This is a genomic window from Halorubrum yunnanense (assembly GCF_026586675.1).
Lineage (GTDB): Archaea > Halobacteriota > Halobacteria > Halobacteriales > Haloferacaceae > Halorubrum > Halorubrum yunnanense.
The window spans coordinates 113,933-131,542 of the sequence record NZ_JAODIX010000019.1; the positions used below are offsets into that span (position 1 = coordinate 113,933).

The window sequence follows — 17,610 nt, forward strand, 5'->3', positions numbered from 1 at the left end:
GTGACCGCGACTCCGCGCGGCGCGGCTGTCGGGCGCTCGCGTCGAGCGAGCGGATCCGAGACGAACGATCCGCGCGAGCGGATCGCCCCGAGCCGCGACGCCGGAGGCGTCGGTGCACTGCTACATTCCCAAGCCGCGGGCGAAAGAGGCCCCGGCGAGTCGGATCTGCAGCTGTGCTGTTCCCGTTCGAGGAGTCGCCGTCGGGGTTCTTAAGCGTGTTCTTGTGACTCCCGCCGCCTCCGGGCCCAAATCGATCGACCGTCGGACTGGCGACGTCAAAAAGGAGGATTTAGGTGGACCGTCTCTCACCGACTGCGTAGGAGAGACATATGACCGGCCCACCAGACGACGATTCGGCGGATCGGACCGACGGCCAACCACCTGACGATGTCTCGCCGGGAGACAATTGCGGCTCGGCCGAGGACCCCGCGCTCGTCGCCGACGGCGGATTCGGCGACGAGCCGGTGTCGACCGACGAGCCGCGGATCACGTTCTACGGCGGGAAGTGGGCGAGCACGGTGCCGATCGTCTTCTTCATTCTCTGGGCCATCGTCCAGAGCGGCGTCTTGGGCATCGGCGACACGAACGGCCTCGTCATCGGCGCGCTCGTCGGGACCATCCTCGGGATGTTCTTCGTCCGCGGCGACTGGAAGACGTACGCCGACACCATCTTCGAGGGGATGACCCAGCGCGTCGCCGCGACCGCGATCGTGGCGTGGCTGTGGGCCGGCATGTTCGCCGAGACGCTGCAGGTCGGCGGCTTCGTTGAGGGGCTCATCTTCGCCGCCGACGCCCTGAACGTCGGCGCGGCGACGTTCCCGGCGGCCGCGTTCGTCCTCTGCGGCCTGCTCGCGACCGGGATCGGAACGGGATACGGCGCGACCGTCGCGTTCGTGACGCTCTTTTTCCCGGCGGGCGTCCTCATCGGCGCGAGCCCGGTGCTGCTGTTCGCGGCGATCCTGTCGGGCGCCGTCTTCGGCGACAACCTCGCGCCCGTGAGCGACACGACGATCGTGAGCGCGGTGACGCAGGACGCCGACATCGGCGGCGTCGTCGCCTCGCGGTTCAAGTACGCGATCCTCGCCGCGGTGCCGGCCTTCGTCGCCTATCTGGTCATGGGATCGGTCCTCTCGGGCGCCAGCCTGGAGGGCGCGGTCGCCCTCCGCGAGTCGGCGACGGCGCTCGGGCTGGTCCACCTGGTCTCGATGGGCGTCGTCATCGCGACGGCGGTCGCGGGTCGCCACATCGTTGAGGCGATCTCGTGGGGCCTCGTCGTCGCCATCGCGTTCAACCTCGCGTTCGGCCTCTCCTCGGTCGCCGACGTCCTTGTGTTCACGACCACCGAGGCCACCCCCGTCGCGGCGCTCCCGTTCGTGCGGATCGGGGAGACCGCGGGCGTGGGCGGGAGCCTCTACTCCGGCGCGATCGGCTTCTTCCCGCTCATCGTGTTGACCCTGCTGATCGTGGCCATGGCGCAGATCATGATCCGCGGCGGCGGGTTCGAGGCGATCCTGGAGTTCCTGCTCGACTCCGTCGCGACCACGGTCCGGCGCGCGGAGCTGACGATGGTCCTCGGCACGGCGACGATCAACGGGATGATCACGATCAACACGGCCGCGGAGATCGCGATCGCGCCGTACGTCGCGCGGCTCGGCGAGAAGTTCAACATCAACGGCTACCGGCGCGCGAACATCCTCGACGCGAACACCTCGGCGCTCGGGTACATCTTCCCGTGGGCCGGCGGCGTGCTCGTCGGGTATCAGGTGATGGTCGGGCCGGGCGGGCTCGGCGAGCAGTACGGCTCCGAGATGGTCGTCAACCCGATCGAAGTCGTGCCGTACGTGTTCCACGGCTGGTTCCTCGTGATCGTCTTCCTGCTCGCGGCGGTCACCGGCTTCGGGCGGGAGTACGTCCCCGACCGGGCCTCCGAGGAGGTGTCGCGCGCATGAGCCGCTTCGACAAGTTCCTCGCCGGCTGGTCGCTCCGGAGTTCGACCCCCGACTACGACCCCGGCGACGTGATCGAGGTGATCGTCACCGGCGTCGACGGCGACGTGGCCGTCGCCCGGATCGGCGACTCGACGCTGCGGATCGATGGCGCGCCCGACGACGCGGCGGACACCCGCGTCCGCGTCGCGGTCGAGACGTGGGACGGGACGGCCCACCGCGGTACCGGGACCTACCGGGAGACGGTGGGCGAGAGCGCGTTCTAGACGGTCGGGGGAACCGATCCGTTCGTTTGTAAACAGTTTCGCTCGGCCCGACAACGAACACCTCCAAAGCCCCAGCCGCTCGGCAGTACGTCGTTGCGTTCGCTGTGACCGAGAACACCTCCAAAGCCCCAGCCGCGAGGACTCGGTGCGCTCGCTGCGGTCCTCGTCACTCGTTTCACTCGTTCCTGCGGTCCTTGCGTCGCGCGCCTTCGTCCTCGCGGCTGCCCCTTTGAGTCCCACCCCGCACAGCACCGCAGCCTCACGCCTCCCCAGCCTCGGGGGGGGGGGGGGGGGNGCGGCCGCTCGCCGGCACGCGCCACCGCAACAGTTCTATTATAAATAATCGCGTTGCCAGCCCCGTAGCCACGTGCGGCGCTCGGACGGATTCCGCTGGCGGACCGGGGCGCTTTTTAAGTCGACTACCGAAACGGGAGGCGTGCTATCGGTCGAGCTCCACGCGCATTCCGCGCTGTCCTACGACGGGCGCGACCCGGTCGATCTGCTCTTGGAGCAGGCGGCCGCGGTCGGGCTCGACGCGCTCGCGGTCACCGACCACGATGAGATCGACGCCAGCCTCGAGGCGGCCGAGAAGGCCCCCGACTACGGGCTCGTCGGCATCGTCGGCATGGAGGTGACCTGCGCCGTCGGCCACGTGCTCGCGTTCGGCATCGACGAGGGCGTCGAGAGCGGGCTCCCCTTCGACGAGACGCTCGACCGGATCCGGGACCAGGGCGGGATCGCGGTCGTCCCCCACCCCTTCCAGAAGTCCCGACACGGCGTCGCCCCCCACATCACCGACGAGCAGCTCGCCGGCGCCGACGCCCTCGAGGTGTACAACTCCCGGCTGTTCACGGGCCGCTCGAACCGACAGGCGGAGAAGTTCGCGCTCCGGAACCGGATGCCGATGACCGCCGGCAGCGACGCCCACATCTCGGAGATGGTCGGGCAGGCGGTGACCGAGGTCGGCGCCGAGGAGCACTCGGCCGACGCGATCCTCTCCGCCGTCCGCGAGGGCCGGACCAGCGTCGTCGGGAAGCGGACCCCGTGGCGCATCTCGCTCCGCCAGTTCGGCGGCGGCGCCAAGCGCCGCGCGCTCCGCGCGCTGAAAGCGCTGCGGTAGCCCCGGATGGCGGGCGCTCGTTCCACGGACCTCCGCGGCGCGTCCCCCGATCGCGTCCGCGACGCGCTCCGCGACGGCGACCCCCTCCCCGGTGGGCGCGGGTTCGCCGGACGCCTCGCCGATCCACCGAACCGCGAGGGCCCGGTCCTCGTCCGCGACGCGCTCGGCCGCCAGCCGCTGTTCGTCGAGCGCGGGCCCGCCGACCCGGCGGCCGATCGCGCGCCGACCGACCCGGACGCGTGGAGCTTCAACCCGAACGCCTTAGCCGACCCCGCGCCGGTCCCCGCGGGAAGCGTCGCGTCGCCCGGCGGGGTCGACCGCGTCTGGGCGCTCCCCGAGGAACCGCCGGTCGACCCGGAGGCCGCGCAGGCGGCCGTCGACGCCGCGATCGACGACGCGCTCAGCGGGTCGACCGACGCGTCGGCAGAGCCCGCGGTCGCCTTCTCCGGCGGAGTCGACTCCGGGCTCGTCGCCGCCGGCGCCCCGGACGCGGCCTGCTACGTCGCCGGCTTCGAGGGGTGTCACGACGTCGCGGCCGCCCGAGAGGCCGCCGCGGCGATGGACCGCGAGCTGCGCGTCGTCGAGATCACTCACGAGGAGCTCCTGCGCGCCGTTCGCAAGGTCGCCGCGGCCACGGGGCGCCGCAACCCGATGGACCTCGCGATCGCGGTACCGCTGTACCTCGCGGCCGAGGCCGCCGCGGCCGACGGCTTCGACCGCCTCGCGGTCGGGCAGGGCGCGGACGAGCTGTTCGGGGGGTACAGCAAGGTCGTCGACCCGGCGACTGACGACCGCGTCGAGGCCGACACCGTGCGGGGCGCCCGGACCGAGACCGTCCGGACGCTCCCCGGTCAGCTCGAACGCGACGTGCTCGCGCTCCGCGCGGCCGGGGTCGAGCCGGTCGCGCCCCTGCTCGACGATCGCGTGGTCGCCGCCGCGCTCGCGCTGCCGGGCGAACTGCTCGCGAGCGGCGGAGAGCGGAAGGTCGCGCTCCGGCGCGCGGCAGCCGGACGCGTGCCCGAGACGGTCCGGACCGCCGACAAGAAGGCGGTCCAGTACGGCACCTACGCCTCCCGCGAGCTCGACCGGCTCGCGCGACGGGCCGGGTTCAAGCGGCGCATGGACGACCACGTCGGGCGGTACCTCGACGACCTGCTGGCGGACGACTGACCCCGGTGCGGCGGCTGCGCGATCGGTTCGAGGCGCCGAAAAACGGCCCGTGAGGGCCGCTGCTGACCAAGCCGCCGTATGGAGTACCAGTCCTACGGCCGACGCCCGATCGTTCGGGCGTCTGATGAGAAATGGCGGGGACCGATATAAAATACGGGGAGTAGCGACAAATATGACTGTCGCGCTCGGCGTATCGCTGACGATCAGTCACCGGATCGGCGATTTCGATTCCGATACACCGATCCACGCGCCGGAAGAGAAACAAAACCGCACGCGTATCCGGCCGGCGGTCGACGCGCGATCCGCCCGCGATCCGCCAGCGATCCGCCCGCGATCCGCCAGCGATCCGCCAGCGATCTGCCCGCGTGCCGATTCGAACCGCACGCGCGGTCGGCCGCGGCGCACTCGACGCCGACCGGGCGCTCACCGAACGAGGTACGGGTCGCTCCCCGCGATGAAGCGTCCGAGGTCGCTCTCGCGGCGGAAGTCGGTCGACCGCAGCTCCCGGAGCCCGTCGACGAGCCGGTCGGCGTCGTCCGCCTTCCATTCCGCGGGGTCCTTGACCGGGAGGACGAGCCAGCCGGACCCGAGGAGCTCCTCGCCGTGGAGCGCGTCCATGTCGACCTCGGTCTTCCACGCCCGCGCCGTGTACTGCTCGAGGACGTGCTCGGTCGCCCGCGCGCCGACCGGGAGGAGGACGTGCGCGGCGATCGCGCGCAGTTCGGCGTCGAAAAACCGCTCCATGTCGTCGTACGACGCCGCGGTCGGCTCGCCGTCGGGCGCGCACGTGTGGAGGTATGAGAGGTACGTCCGCTCGGTGCGGACCGGCTCGGACTCGGCCCCCTCGTCCGACCGTCCACCGCCCACCGCGGTCGCACCCGTTCCGTCCGGCGCCGCGTCCTCGGCGAGCCCCGCGATCAGCCCCGCCTCGGTCAGCGCCGAGAGGAACGCCGCCGACCACGGCTCGCCGGTGAACGGAACGCCCGTCCCGACGCCGCCGTGGACGCCGGGGTGGTCGCCGACGACGTGGAAGTCGGCGTTGGCGTCGCCGTAGCCCGGGACGAACGACCCGCAGTCCGGCCGCATCCCGAAGGGGTTGCGCGTTCGGTCCGTAACGTTCTGCACACCCCACCGTACGCGACGGCCCGGATAAATCCCGTTCGGTCCGCGGTCGGAGCCGGTCGAGACCCCCGGATGCGAGGCGCACGAGCCGCGATAGATACGCATAACTTACGGAAACGAGCGGGGTTCACATCCCCGTGGATATCCAGACCGCGACGGTCCGCCGATCATATTTCATATTCGTTAATTTATGACCCGGAACCGCATGACTGCGCCGGGGTACTCGAGCCGCGCGCCCCCGAAAAGTATTTATATACTCCTCTGCTCCGCTCGCTCGAAGACCCATGCTCGACCGCATCCGCTCGGCGGCCATCTTCGGCATCCACCAGGCGACCGTCGCGATCGGTATCTCGCTGTTCCCGATGGCCGTCTTCGCTCGCAGGCGCCTCGGCGTCAACCTCCCCGTCGGCCGCCTCGTCGAGACCACCGGCGAGGTGTACGAGCGCGCCGAGGAGTAGGCGACCGCTCTCGTTCCGAACCGTCCGCTCTCGTTCCGAACCGTCCGCTCTCGTTCCGAACCGTCCGTTACGTCCCCGAGTCGCGGGACCGACCCGGTCACCGCCTGGCTCCCCGCTCGTTCGCCGCCGAGCCCGTCCCGCGAGCGGTCGTCGTCGTCGCGAGTGTCTCACCCGACGATCGATCGCGGCGATCGACCGAGTAGTCGGCGGCGCGCGGGACGCGACTGCCCGCGACGAATAGGCCCGTCGGAACCGGCGGGCGGTCCCCGAAAGGCTGCCTTTATCAGCGCCCCGAACCAATGGAGACGTAATGCGAACACCGACTGGCGACCTCTCCGAGGGGCCGGCTGACGAGTTGGGCCGCGACCAGCCCGTCTTCGGACCCGAGCTCGGCGAGTTCGAACACAGCGAGCGCCGCGCGGCGCAGGCCGACGGCGAGGGCGAGATGAAGACCGGGACGACGACCGTCGGCATCAGAACCGCCGACGGCGTCGTGATGGCCACCGACATGCGCGCCTCGCTCGGCGGCATGGTCTCCTCGAAGGACGTCCAGAAGGTCGAGGAGATCCACCCCCGCGGCGCCCTGACGATCGCCGGCTCGGTCTCGGCCGCCCAGAACCTCATCTCCACGCTCCGCGCCGAGACGAGCCTCTACGAGACCCGTCGCGGCAAGGATATGTCGATGGAGGCGCTGTCGACGCTCACCGGGAACCTGCTCCGAACGGGCGCGTTCTTCATCGTCCAGCCGATCCTCGGCGGCGTCGACGACGAGGGCGCCCACATCTACTCCATCGACGCCCTCGGCGGCACCACCGAGGAGGAGTACACCGTCACCGGCTCCGGCTCACAGTACGCCCTCGGTGTCCTCGAACAGGAGTACCACGACGAGGTCACCGTCGACGAGGCGACCGAGATCGCCGCGAAGGCGATCCAGTCCGCCGTCGAGCGCGACCTCGCGTCCGGCAACGGGATCAACGTCGCCGTCGTCACCGAGGACGGCGTCGACATCACCCGGTACAAGGAGTTCGACGAGCTGGTATAAACGGCTCCGTCGGGGAGCCTCGACGACTCGCTTTCTAAATTCAGTTTTCGATCTGCTTCTCCGAGCCGCCGGCTCGGCGTTTTCTCCCGCATCGCCGCGGATCAGCCCCAGCGTTCTCCCGAGTCGCCGCGAATCAGACTCCTTGTTCTCCCGCGTCGTCCGGGGGCGACCGGATCCCGTCGCCCCAGTAGAACCGCGGGCCGAAAAGGAGGTAGCCACACGCTAAGAAGAGGAGCGCGAACGCGAACCCCTCGCCGATCCACGCCGGGAGGGCGGCAGTCGCCACATGCCCGGCCGGCGTGAGGATGACCGCGGCCTGCACGACGCCCATCACGAGCGCGTCCTGCGCGTGGAGGTCCGGGTACGTGATCGTCGTCCCCATGAGCACCGCGAACGCGGCGGTCGCCGCGGCGAGGAGGACCGGGTCGGTGTAGCCGGCGATCACCGCGGCCGCGAGGATCGTCGCCGCCAGCGTGGTCGGGACGCCGACCGTCTCGCGGGCGTCGCTGTCGTGCGCCGTGTACAGCCCCAGCCGGGCGACCGCCGTCGCGACGAAGAGGGCGCCGGCGCCGATTCCCCCGGCGACGAGGCGGGGGTCGCTCGCGAACGACGCCCCGTCGAGCGCGACGGCGGTTACGAGCGTCGCGGGCGCGACGCCGAAGGAGGCCACGTCGGCCAGCGAGTCGAGGTAGGGACCGGCCTCCGTCGAGCCACGGTGGCGAGCGACCACGCCGTCGAGCCCGTCGGCGACCGCGGCGAGCAGGACCAGCCGGGCCGCGAGCTCAAGGTCGACGGTGGCCGCGACGACGGCGAGGAAGCCGACGGCCGCGTTCGCCACCGTCACCGCGTCCGCGAGCCCGAGCCGCCCGACGAACCGGAAACGCATACCGTATCGGTCGACGAGGCGGGTTTTATCGCTTGTTATCTCTCGAGCGCTCGGACCGCGGGGGTGCGGAGCCCCGTTCGAAGGACGCGGCGTCTGCCCTCAGGGCACGTACCAGATCCCCCGCCCGAAGTCGAGCCACTCGCCGACGACGACGTGCGGGAGCGCGATGATACAGACGAAGATGGTGTAGAACGCGACCGCCCCCGACAGCAGCGACCCGCCCGGGAGCGGGTTCGGCGCGATCACCCACAGCGACGTCGCGACCAGCGCGGTCACGAGCGCGCCGACGACGAGTACCCCCCACGCCATCACGACGGAGACGCCCTCGGTTCGGCTCGGCCGCTCCTCTTCGACGACCATGCTCCGCGCCGACTGCCGCAGCGAGTACCACAGCGGGAAGTAGAGCCCGATGGCGATCACGACAGGCACGAAGGCGAAGTAGGCGACGAGCAGCAGCGTCTCGAAGGCGTCGAGCAGCCACGACCGCGTGACGCCCCCGCCCGTCGCGAGCCCGCCGCCGAGGTGGAGCGCGACGCCGAGGCCGTACGCCGCGCCGATCGCTGTCGTGAACGCTTCGGGCGACGTCGCCGCCGGCCCGACGAGCGCCCCGTCGAACACCGTCAGCATGTAGCCGGTGAACCCGTAGAACGTCTCCGTCCACGCCACCGCCGGGACGAGCATCACGGCGCCGCCGCGGACGAGCGCGGCGAGCGCGCGCTGCGGCCGCGAGACGAGGTGGTCGGTCCCGACGAGCGCGTCCATCACGTGGAGGTCGCCGTGGCCGCCCTTCGCCACCGCGGTGGCGAACGCGAGCGCGAGCGCCGGCAGCGGGGCGACGACGAACAGCCCCACGAAGCCGCCGACGAACGCGAGGTAGAGGACCACGTAGCGCGCGCCGAACGGGAGGCCGCGCCGCCTCAGGTTCGAGAAGTGCTCGTAGCCGCCGTGCGGGAGGTTCAGCGCGACCATTCCGACGAGGTAGACGAGCATCTGCGTCCGAAGGGTCAGTTCGGTGCCGGTCGCGTACAGCCCCGCGAACGCGACGGTGAGAACCAACAGCGCGATGCGCGAGGCGTTCATAGCGACTCGCTCGGGCTCTTCGAGTAGGGGACGATTAGCGTGGCTGACAGATCCCGTCGACATGGGTGACCGTACTGACGTCCAATCATTGTGTATTCACCCATACTATGTCGACCGCTCGGATCCTCCGGCGGGATCCGCAGGTATCAACGCTTAATCCGCCGGACGACAAACGGGGTGTTATGCCGGGTTCTCGGGCCCTGTTGGTCCATCCGGAGGCGGGGAGCGATCGCATCACGTCGGCGCTCGGCGCCGCCGGATTCGACGTCACGACGGTCAACAGTGCTACGTCCGCGATCGCTAAGGTGACGACCGGCGAGTACGACTGTATCGTGAGCGAGTACTCCCTGCCGGGCGACGACGGCCTCGCGCTGGCGGAGGCGATAGAGGAGTCGGACGCTCAGGTCCCGGTCGTGATGTTCTCCGCGGTGGAAGACGACGAGGTCCTGGAGGCCGCCTTCGACAGCGGGGTCGACGAGTTCCTCCACAAGAACGGCTCCGCGTCGATCGACCGCCTCGTGACCGACGTCTCCACGGTCTGCTCCGGAGAGAGAGCGCCGGGGACCAAACAGGACGTCTCGGGGCACGAGCCCACCTCGGAGGAGGTCAACCGTGCCGTGAACGAGGCGCCGGTCGGAATCAGTCTCAGCGACCCCGGCCTCACCGACTACCCGCTCGTGTACGTCAACGACGCGTGGGAAGACCACACCGGGTACCCGATCGAGGAGGTCCTCGGCCGGAATCCCCGCTTCCTGCAGGGCCCCGGAACGGACCCCGAGACAGTCGAGCGGCTCTCGACGGCGATCTCCGAGGAGGAGCAGGTGACCGTCGAGATCCGGAACTACCGCCGGGACGGGACGCCCTTCTGGAACGAGCTGAAGGTCGCCCCGGTGTACGACGCCGACGGCGACCTGACTCACTACGTGGGATTCCAGAACGACGTCACCGACCGCAAGCGGGCGGAGCAGCTCGCCGAGGAGCGCGCGGAGAAGCTCGCGACGGAGCGGCAGGCCCTCGACCGGGTCCTTGGTCGAGTGAACGGACTGCTCAGCGAGATCAGCCGGATCCTCGTCGAGAGCCGCGACTCTGAGACCATCGCCGAGCGCGTCTGCGAGGAGATCGCCGACGAACCGGGATACATGGGCGGCTGGATCGCCGAGGTGTCGTCGGCGACGGGGCGGCTCGACGTGACCGCGGCGAGCGGGATCCCGATCGAGGCGGATGCATCGTTCGCCCTCGACGAGACGCCGAGCGAGGTCCGACAGGCTATCGAGACCGAGGAGGTCCACGGGCGGGCGGCCGGGAGCGGCTCGGAGGGCCGGCTCGCCCCAAGCGCGGTCGGCGCCCCCCGGCTCCTCGTCGTTCCGATCACCTACGGTCACCGCCGGTACGGCCTGCTCGGCATCTACAGCAGCGAGGGGAACGCCCTCGACCGGCGCGAGCGGAAGGTGTGCGAGTCGGTCGGGAAGATGATCGCCAACGGGCTCCACTCGGTCGAGACCACCCGCATCCTCACGACGGACCGCGTCGTGGAGCTGCAGGTCGCGATCGAGGACTCCTCGTTCACCCTCTCGCGCGTCGCCGACGCGGTCGGCGGGCCGATCGAGCACCTCGGAACCACGCGCCTCGACGACGACGCCTGCGAGCTGTACCTCAGGGTGACGGACCCGGCGGAGGACGTGAGCGAGATCGAGGCGCTCCCGTTCGTCGAGTCGGTCCGGCCGGTGTCCGAGACGAACGACGACGTCACGTTCGCCGTGATCGCCACCGAATCACCGCCGCTGACGCGGCTCGCGGAGTTCGGCGGCGTCGTCGTCGAGGCTACCGCGGACGGGACGAGCGCGAGCCTCACGATCGAGGCGCCGCCCGAACAGGACGTCAGGGCGATGCTCGACGTGTTCCGCGCGGAGTACGACAGCGTCGAGCTCCGCTCCCGCGTCGAGCGCGAGAGCCGGGACCGGAGCCTGACCGAGTTCGCGTCCGCCGTGGACGACCGGCTCACTGATCGCCAGCGGTCGGCGCTCAAGACGGCCGAGCTGAACGGCTACTTCGAGTGGCCCCGCCCGGTCGACGGCTCCGAGATCGCCGAGCGGATGGGGATCACCCGACAGACGTTCCACCAGCACCTCCGCGCGGCCGAGCGCAAGCTGGTCGAGGCGTACGTCGACCCGCGGTCGCGGAACTGACCCCCGATTCGATCCCCCTGGAACCCATGTTCTCCGCACGCGACTCCGTCGAGGTCGACGCCGACGTCGAATCGGTGTTCGCCTTCCTCGATGACCCACACAACCACGCCGCTGTCACGCCTCGCCTCGAAGACGTCAGAGACGTCGAAAGGCTCCCGAACGGCGGGAAGCGGCTGGCGTACACCTACCGGATGGTCGGGCTCGGTATCGACGGTGAGATCGTCCAGACGGCCCACGAGCCGAACGAGCGGATGACGTTCGAGCTCCGCGGCCGGCTGACGGGGACGATCGACCTCACGTTCGAGCCCGCCGCCGACGCGACGGAACTGACGTACGCGGCCGAGTACGACCTCCCGGAGAACGCCCTGACCGCCCTCGGCGAGCCGGTCGTCCGCCGGTTCAACGAGCGGCAGGTCAGGGCGACGCTCGACGCCGTCGCCGACCGATTCGCGAACGACGCCGAGTGACGGACGGCCGCGACAGACCCCGACTCCCGCCGAGAATCGGCGGAACGAGACCTCCTCGGGCGAAGTATTAAGGACGACTTGGCCCAACTCAACGGTATGGACCCAATCTCCCTCCAATTCGGTTTCGGCTTCGGCCTCGTGAGCGTCGGCCTGCTCTTTTTACTGCTCGTGATCGTCACGCTCTGGCAGTCGTTCGAGATCGTCGACGCCTACGAGAAGGAGGCGCTCACGGTGTTCGGCGAGTTCCGGAAGCTGCTCGAACCGGGTATCAACCTCGTCCCGCCGTTCGTCTCGCGGACGTACGCGTTCGACATGCGGACCCAGACGCTCGACGTTCCCCGACAGGAGGCGATCACGCGGGACAACTCGCCGGTGACGGCGGACGCGGTCGTCTACATCAAGGTGATGGACGCCAAAAAGGCGTTTCTGGAGGTCGACGACTACAAAAACGCCGTCTCGAACCTCGCGCAGACGACCCTCCGGGCCGTCCTCGGGGACATGGAGCTCGACGACACGCTGAACAAGCGCCAGGAGATCAACGCGAAGATCCGCAAGGAGCTGGACGAGCCGACCGACGAGTGGGGGATCCGCGTCGAGAGCGTCGAGGTCCGCGAGGTCAACCCCTCGAAGGACGTCCAGCAGGCGATGGAGCAGCAGACCTCCGCCGAGCGTCGGCGCCGCGCGATGATCCTCGAAGCGCAGGGGGAACGCCGCTCCGCGGTCGAGCAGGCCGAGGGTGACAAGCAGTCGAACATCATCCGCGCGCAGGGCGAAAAGCAGAGCCAGATCCTCGAGGCGCAGGGGGACGCCATCTCGACGGTGCTGCGGGCCCGCTCCGCCGAGTCGATGGGCGAGCGCGCCATCATCGAGCGCGGGATGGAGACCCTCGAGGAGATCGGGAAGGGCGAGTCCACGACGTTCGTCCTCCCGCAGGAGCTCACCAGCCTCGTCGGCCGCTACGGCAAGGCCCTCTCCGGTTCCGACGTGCAGGACATGGAGGGGTTGGAAGGACAGGAGTTCGACGACGACACCCGGAAGATGCTCGGGCTCGACGACATCGACGAGATACTCGGCCAGATCGAGGAGTCGGCCGAGATGGACGTCGAGGAGCTGGAGAAGGAGGCCGAGGCGGTCAAGGCCGGCGGCGCCGGCGCGGACATCAAGTCTGCGGACGAGGTCATCGAGGAGATGGACGAGGAGCCGGCCGACGGCGAGGTCGAGCGCGAGACGTGATCGGTGGACCGGCGGTGACAGCGAGGCCCCGCCGTCCCCGGGACGGCCGAATCCGCCGGCGCCGCCCCGAACGAAGTGCTTTTGTCGCGGTATCGACTACCGTTTCGCGTGACTGACGGGTTCGACGGGCGGAAACGCGAGACGCTCCGGCGGTTCGCCGCTATCGGAGCCGCCGCGCCGTTCGTCGGGACCGCGAGCGCCGATAGCGACGAGGGGGACGACGCCAACGAGACCCGCGAGGCGATCCGCGGGTACGTGCCCACGACCCCCGGCGCTCACTTCTCGAAGCTCCGCGACGACCTCCGGCTCGGGACCGGCGAGGCGCAGTACCACCTCCGGAAGCTGGAGGAGGCGGGGGAAGTCGAGTCGGCGAAAGACGCCGACTACCGCCGGTACTTCCCGGCGGACCGCTTCGACGACCTCGACAAGCGAGCGCTCGGGTACCTCCGCCGCGACACGCCTCGGGGCATGGTGCTCGCGCTGCTGCGCGACCCGGACGCGACCGGCGCGGAGCTTGCGGCCGAGCTCGGCGTTTCCCGGCCGACGATCAGCGCCGCGGCCGCCGCGCTCGACGACGCCGGGCTACTCGACCGGACCGACGGCTACGCCCTGACCGAGCCGGAGCGGCTGCTCACGCTCGCGGTCCGGTACGCCGACTCGTTCGACGCCGACGCCGTCGCGTTCGCCGACGAGGCGGCCGACTTCGTCGCGTACGACCCGTAGCCGCCAACGCCGGCGATACGTGTCGTCCCGCCCGTTCGCCGGCCCGCCTACGCGGTGACCATCCACGTCGTCCCGGAGGAGTACCCCCACTTCTCGACGTCGATGTCGACGGCCGCGTCGGCGACGGCGCCCATGTTCGCGCCGACCTCCTTCGCGGAGAGGTCGAGGTCGTCGGCGATCAGCCGCGACTTGAAGTACGTCCGATCGCCGGCGTTCTCGCGCAGATACCCCAAGATACGCGCCTGTTTCGCGGAGAGGCCGGCGGGCTCGACGGCGACCGCGTCCGGGTGGGCCGTGCTCATACCGATCCAACGCGGTGTCCGCGGATAAGCGGGTTGGTAGACCCGGTTAACACGCTGCAGTCGGGCGATTTCTCCCGTAACCGACCCGCCGAACGCCGGCCCACTCCCCGGTTTGGGTACGAACACCGAACTCCGAGTGGTCCGGGTCTGAGCGGCGCTCGCGACTCAGTACAGCTCGGAGACGAACGGCCCGAGCGCTCCCGCCACCGCCGTCGACAGCGCGTCGGCGCGGTCGACGCGGCCGGCCGTAAGCGCCCCCGCGGCGCCCCCGCGCCTCGCGACTCCCGTCGTGTCGAGGAGGTCGTCCATCACGGGGCCGAGCTCCGCGCCGTCGTCGATCCGCGCGGCGACGTCGGCCGGGAGCGCGACGCTCGGGCCGGCGCCGCGGCCGGTCCGCGACCCGTTCGAGACCGCCGCCCACATGACGAGGAAGAGCTCGTCGGCGCCGTCGAACCGCGCGACGCCGCCCTCGACGCCGACGCCGAGGTCGTACTCCCCAGTCTCGAGGACCGCCTCGGCGCGGTTCTCCGCGCCGGCAACCGTCTCGGCGTGGCCGGTCGGCTGCTCGCTCACGCCCGACGGGACGGGGACCGACTCGATCGCGACGGTCGTCGGATCCCCGTCGAGCTCCTCGGCGAGGTCGACCCCCTGCGACGACTCGAGGACTCGTTCGACCGCGCGCCGCTTCACCGGGTTCCCGCTGCCGACACCGACTCGCATACCGGGGGTTGTGCGACGGGGTACGAATAGGCGTCGGGTCGGTCTCGCGGGGGGTTACGAAGATGTCTCCGAGAACGCTTCGGGGTGGAACAGCTCGGCCAGCCGCTCGACGCCGGCGATCAGCGCGGGGCTCGGCTGATTCAAAAGGGAGTCGTCGATCACGTGGACGGGCGCGTCGACGGCCCAGTCGCGCTCCGCGACGGTCGCGGGGTCGACCCGGTCGCCGCGGCCGCAGACGTGGACGACGAGGCGGTCGGGGTCGGCCGCTTCGACGCTCGCGAGGTCGACCTCGCGGGAGCGCTCGCCGGGCTCGACGAAGGGGTAGCGACCGCCGGCGGCGCGCACGGCGTCGGGCACCCAGTTGCCGGCGGCCATCGGCGGGTCCGACCACTCCTCGCAGTAGACCGTCGGGCGCGGGCGGTCCGCGACCGCCTCGGCGACCCGGTCGAGTCGCTCTCGAGACTCCTCGGTCAGCTCCGTCCCGGCCGCGGGCTCTCCCACGTCGGCGCCGCGGGCGGCGAACCCCTCGACCGCCTCGCCGAGCGTCGCCGGCTCGCGGTGTCGGACGTCGAACCCGCGCTCGCGACACCGGTCGGCCAGGTCGGCCTGGAGGCCGTCGCTCGTGAGGACGGCGTCGGGATCGAGGTCGGCGACGCGGTCGAGGTCGGGGTTCAGCCACCCGCCGACGGCGGTCGGGGGCGTTTCCCCGTGCGCCGACCCGGCGTCGGCCGGCGGGTCGCAGTGCCCGGTGACGCCGACGAGGGCCTCGGCGCCGCCGAGGGCGGTCACGGTCGCGGTCGCGCTCGGGGCCAGCGAGACGACGCGGGGTGCGGTCATCAGCGGGGACTCGGAGCGGCGGCGACCCAAGGGTTTCGGTCGGTCGTCCCCGGTGACCGCGTCGCTCGCCGAAAACACGTGATAGATCGTGTCCTTTCGTCGGGTTTCCGGCGACACGTTCCGGTCGTTTTAAGTTCGGTTCTGCCGTTTACTGGATAAGATCGCTCTCGGCCCGTGTTCAGTTACCGAGAGAGGGTTTAGCCATGAGTGAACGAATACACACGCGGGAGAGCCGCTCCCGAACGGAGACCGACGAGGAGGAATCGGAACGAACTGACGAGACGCTCAGCTGTCCCGAGTGCGACGGCAACGTCATCAACGACGAGGAACACGGCGAGACGGTGTGTGCCGACTGCGGGCTCGTCGTCGAGGCCGACTCGGTCGACCGCGGGCCGGAGTGGCGTGCGTTCGACTCGCGCGAGAAAGACGAGAAGAGCCGCGTCGGGGCCCCGACGACCAACACGATGCACGACAAGGGGCTCTCGACGAACATCGACTGGCGCGACAAGGACGCGTACGGCCGGTCGCTCGGCGCGCGCCAGCGCCAGAAGATGCAGCGGCTCCGCAAGTGGAACGAGCGGTTCCGCACCCGCGACTCGAAGGAGCGCAACCTGAAGCAGGCGCTCGGCGAGATCGACCGGATGGCCTCGGCGCAGGGCCTCCCGGACAACGTCCGCGAGACCGCCTCCGTCATCTACCGCCGCGCGCTCGACGAGGACCTCCTCCCCGGGCGCTCCATCGAGGGCGTCTCGACCTCCTGCGTGTACGCCGCCGCCCGGATGGCCGGCGTCCCGCGCAGCCTCGACGAGATCGCCGACGTGTCGCGGGTCGAGAAGGCCGAGATCGCCCGGACGTACCGCTACGTCGTCCGCGAACTCAAGCTCGAAGTGAAACCGGCCGACCCCGAGCAGTACGTTCCCCGCTTCGCCTCCGACCTAGAGCTCTCCGAGGAGTCCGAGATGCGCGCGAAGAGCCTCCTCCGCAACGCCAAGGAGAAGGGCGTCCACTCCGGCAAGTCGCCGGTCGGCCTCGCGGCCGCCGCCGTCTACGCCGCCGCGCTTCTCACCAACGAGAAGACGACGCAGGCCGCCGTGAGCGAGGTCGCCGACATCAGCGAGGTCACCATCCGGAACCGGTACCACGAGCTGCTGGAGGCCGAGGACGGCCTCGTCGCGTAAGGCTCGCCCCGCCTGTTTCCCAGATCCGTCCCGCCCCGGACGCACACAGCTAAGTTCCCGCCCCCGGAAGCCCCGCGTATGTTCGAGGAGTTCGTCCTGACCGCGAGCACGGCCGACCTCTCGGAGGAGCCGCGCGCCCGCGAGTCCGCCGACGCCGCGGAGTTTCGGATGGACCTCGCGACCGACCCGCTCGCCCAGTTGGACGCGTACGAGGGCGAGCTCCCGCTGCTCGTCACGAACCGCGCGTCGTGGGAGGGCGGCGAGGCCGACGGCCTGGGACGATTCGACGCGCTCTCGGCCGCGGTCGCTCACGACGCGGTCGCCGCGGTCGACGTCGAGCTCGCGGCCCTCCGCGGGAACGCGCCCGAGGGCGAACAGTCCCACGCGACCGCGCTCCGCGACACGGCCCGCGAGGAGGGCGTCGGCGTCGTCGTCTCGGTCCACGACTTCGAGTCGACGCCCGAGCCCGCGACGCTCGTCGACCTCCTCGCCGACGCGGCGAACGAGGGGGACGTGGGGAAGCTGGCGACGACCGCGACCGCCCCTGACGACGCCCTCGCGATGATCGAGGCGACCCACGAGGCGACCGCAGCCGGCCACCGCGTCGCGACGATGTGCATGGGGGAGCCCGGACGCCACACCCGGGCCGTCACGCCCCTGTACGGCTCGAAGATCGGCTACGCGCCCGTCGACCCCGCGAACGCGACCGCGCCCGGGCAGTACCCGCTCGCAACGCTCAGAGAGCTGGTTGACGGGTTGCGGGAAGGCGAGACGAGCGAGTGAGTGTTTATAAACAGCCGAGCCGAGTGCCGCGATCATTTATAAACAAATGCGGTGCGGTGGCGCGTGCCGACGAGCGCCAAACGGGCGCGAG

The 17,610-nt window shown here is 70.5% G+C and carries 18 protein-coding genes; 12 read left to right on the forward strand and 6 right to left on the reverse strand.

All coding sequences use genetic code 11. The features are described from left to right. Positions 1-329: 329 nt before the first annotated feature. The 4 genes from N5096_RS04370 to N5096_RS04385 all read left to right on the forward strand — a co-directional run bounded on the left by N5096_RS04370 (position 330) and on the right by N5096_RS04385 (position 4,502). The gene (locus N5096_RS04370) at positions 330-1,949 is read left to right on the forward strand and encodes a Na+/H+ antiporter NhaC family protein (protein ID WP_267663110.1); all 1,620 of its coding nucleotides are present in this window, start codon (positions 330-332) and stop codon (positions 1,947-1,949) included. Next, positions 1,946-2,212: a DUF7513 family protein gene (locus tag N5096_RS04375; RefSeq protein ID WP_267663111.1), complete on the forward strand. Its 267-nt coding sequence runs from the start codon at positions 1,946-1,948 to the stop codon at positions 2,210-2,212. Before N5096_RS04370 ends, N5096_RS04375 begins: the two co-directional genes overlap by 4 nt. A gap of 436 nt (positions 2,213-2,648) precedes the next feature. Beyond that, on the forward strand, positions 2,649-3,332 hold the full coding sequence (locus N5096_RS04380) for a PHP domain-containing protein (RefSeq protein ID WP_267663112.1): 684 nt from the start codon (positions 2,649-2,651) through the stop codon (positions 3,330-3,332). A 6-nt stretch (positions 3,333-3,338) separates the two neighbouring features. Beyond that, a complete protein-coding gene (locus tag N5096_RS04385) occupies positions 3,339-4,502 on the forward strand; it encodes an asparagine synthase C-terminal domain-containing protein (RefSeq protein ID WP_267663113.1) in 1,164 nt (387 codons plus the stop codon). A gap of 423 nt (positions 4,503-4,925) precedes the next feature. Here the strand turns inward: N5096_RS04385 and N5096_RS04390 are convergent, their stop codons facing one another. Next, positions 4,926-5,627 carry a uracil-DNA glycosylase family protein gene (locus tag N5096_RS04390; protein ID WP_267663114.1) on the reverse strand — a complete coding sequence of 234 codons (702 nt, stop codon included), beginning with the start codon at positions 5,625-5,627 and terminating at the stop codon, positions 4,926-4,928. Positions 5,628-5,908: 281 nt separating this feature from the next. Between N5096_RS04390 and N5096_RS04395 the strand changes: the two genes are divergently transcribed. Both N5096_RS04395 and psmB read left to right on the forward strand, forming a co-directional pair. After that, positions 5,909-6,082 (forward strand): hypothetical protein, encoded by a 174-nt coding sequence (locus tag N5096_RS04395; protein ID WP_267663115.1) that lies wholly within the window; start codon positions 5,909-5,911, stop codon positions 6,080-6,082. Between the two features lie 310 nt (positions 6,083-6,392). Next, positions 6,393-7,124: an archaeal proteasome endopeptidase complex subunit beta gene (gene psmB, locus N5096_RS04400; protein ID WP_267663116.1), complete on the forward strand. Its 732-nt coding sequence runs from the start codon at positions 6,393-6,395 to the stop codon at positions 7,122-7,124. Positions 7,125-7,257: 133 nt separating this feature from the next. Here the strand turns inward: psmB and N5096_RS04405 are convergent, their stop codons facing one another. Together N5096_RS04405 and N5096_RS04410 are read right to left on the reverse strand one after the other, a co-directional pair. Then, the gene (locus tag N5096_RS04405) at positions 7,258-8,010 is read right to left on the reverse strand and encodes a protein sorting system archaetidylserine synthase (RefSeq protein WP_267663117.1); all 753 of its coding nucleotides are present in this window, start codon (positions 8,008-8,010) and stop codon (positions 7,258-7,260) included. Positions 8,011-8,109: 99 nt separating this feature from the next. Next, on the reverse strand, positions 8,110-9,153 hold the full coding sequence (locus tag N5096_RS04410; protein ID WP_309243301.1) for a Brp/Blh family beta-carotene 15,15'-dioxygenase: 1,044 nt from the start codon (positions 9,151-9,153) through the stop codon (positions 8,110-8,112). 119 nt (positions 9,154-9,272) lie between these two features. Between N5096_RS04410 and N5096_RS04415 the strand changes: the two genes are divergently transcribed. The 4 genes from N5096_RS04415 (at position 9,273) to N5096_RS04430 (ending at position 13,699) form a co-directional block, all read left to right on the forward strand. Beyond that, positions 9,273-11,276 carry a bacterio-opsin activator domain-containing protein gene (locus N5096_RS04415; protein ID WP_267663119.1) on the forward strand — a complete coding sequence of 668 codons (2,004 nt, stop codon included), beginning with the start codon at positions 9,273-9,275 and terminating at the stop codon, positions 11,274-11,276. 26 nt (positions 11,277-11,302) lie between these two features. Then, on the forward strand, positions 11,303-11,743 hold the full coding sequence (locus tag N5096_RS04420; RefSeq protein ID WP_267663120.1) for an SRPBCC family protein: 441 nt from the start codon (positions 11,303-11,305) through the stop codon (positions 11,741-11,743). 96 nt (positions 11,744-11,839) lie between these two features. After that, positions 11,840-12,976, forward strand: coding sequence for an SPFH domain-containing protein (locus tag N5096_RS04425; RefSeq protein WP_267663121.1), 1,137 nt, complete (start codon positions 11,840-11,842; stop codon positions 12,974-12,976). 108 nt (positions 12,977-13,084) lie between these two features. Further along, the gene (locus N5096_RS04430) at positions 13,085-13,699 is read left to right on the forward strand and encodes a winged helix-turn-helix transcriptional regulator (RefSeq protein WP_267663122.1); all 615 of its coding nucleotides are present in this window, start codon (positions 13,085-13,087) and stop codon (positions 13,697-13,699) included. A gap of 47 nt (positions 13,700-13,746) precedes the next feature. Here the strand turns inward: N5096_RS04430 and N5096_RS04435 are convergent, their stop codons facing one another. The 3 genes from N5096_RS04435 to N5096_RS04445 all read right to left on the reverse strand — a co-directional run bounded on the left by N5096_RS04435 (position 13,747) and on the right by N5096_RS04445 (position 15,558). After that, a complete protein-coding gene (locus N5096_RS04435; protein ID WP_267663123.1) occupies positions 13,747-14,001 on the reverse strand; it encodes a DUF7123 family protein in 255 nt (84 codons plus the stop codon). A 165-nt stretch (positions 14,002-14,166) separates the two neighbouring features. Further along, positions 14,167-14,721 (reverse strand): inosine/xanthosine triphosphatase, encoded by a 555-nt coding sequence (locus tag N5096_RS04440; protein WP_267663124.1) that lies wholly within the window; start codon positions 14,719-14,721, stop codon positions 14,167-14,169. A gap of 54 nt (positions 14,722-14,775) precedes the next feature. Next, positions 14,776-15,558: a cobalamin-binding protein gene (locus tag N5096_RS04445; RefSeq protein ID WP_267663125.1), complete on the reverse strand. Its 783-nt coding sequence runs from the start codon at positions 15,556-15,558 to the stop codon at positions 14,776-14,778. A gap of 203 nt (positions 15,559-15,761) precedes the next feature. Here N5096_RS04445 and N5096_RS04450 point away from each other — a divergent pair, with 203 nt between their 5' ends. Both N5096_RS04450 and N5096_RS04455 read left to right on the forward strand, forming a co-directional pair. Then, positions 15,762-16,736, forward strand: a complete 975-nt coding sequence (locus tag N5096_RS04450) for a transcription initiation factor IIB (protein ID WP_267663126.1) — start codon at positions 15,762-15,764, stop codon at positions 16,734-16,736. Positions 16,737-16,814: 78 nt separating this feature from the next. Beyond that, positions 16,815-17,519, forward strand: a complete 705-nt coding sequence (locus N5096_RS04455; RefSeq protein ID WP_267663127.1) for a type I 3-dehydroquinate dehydratase — start codon at positions 16,815-16,817, stop codon at positions 17,517-17,519. The last annotated feature ends 91 nt before the right edge of the window (positions 17,520-17,610 follow it).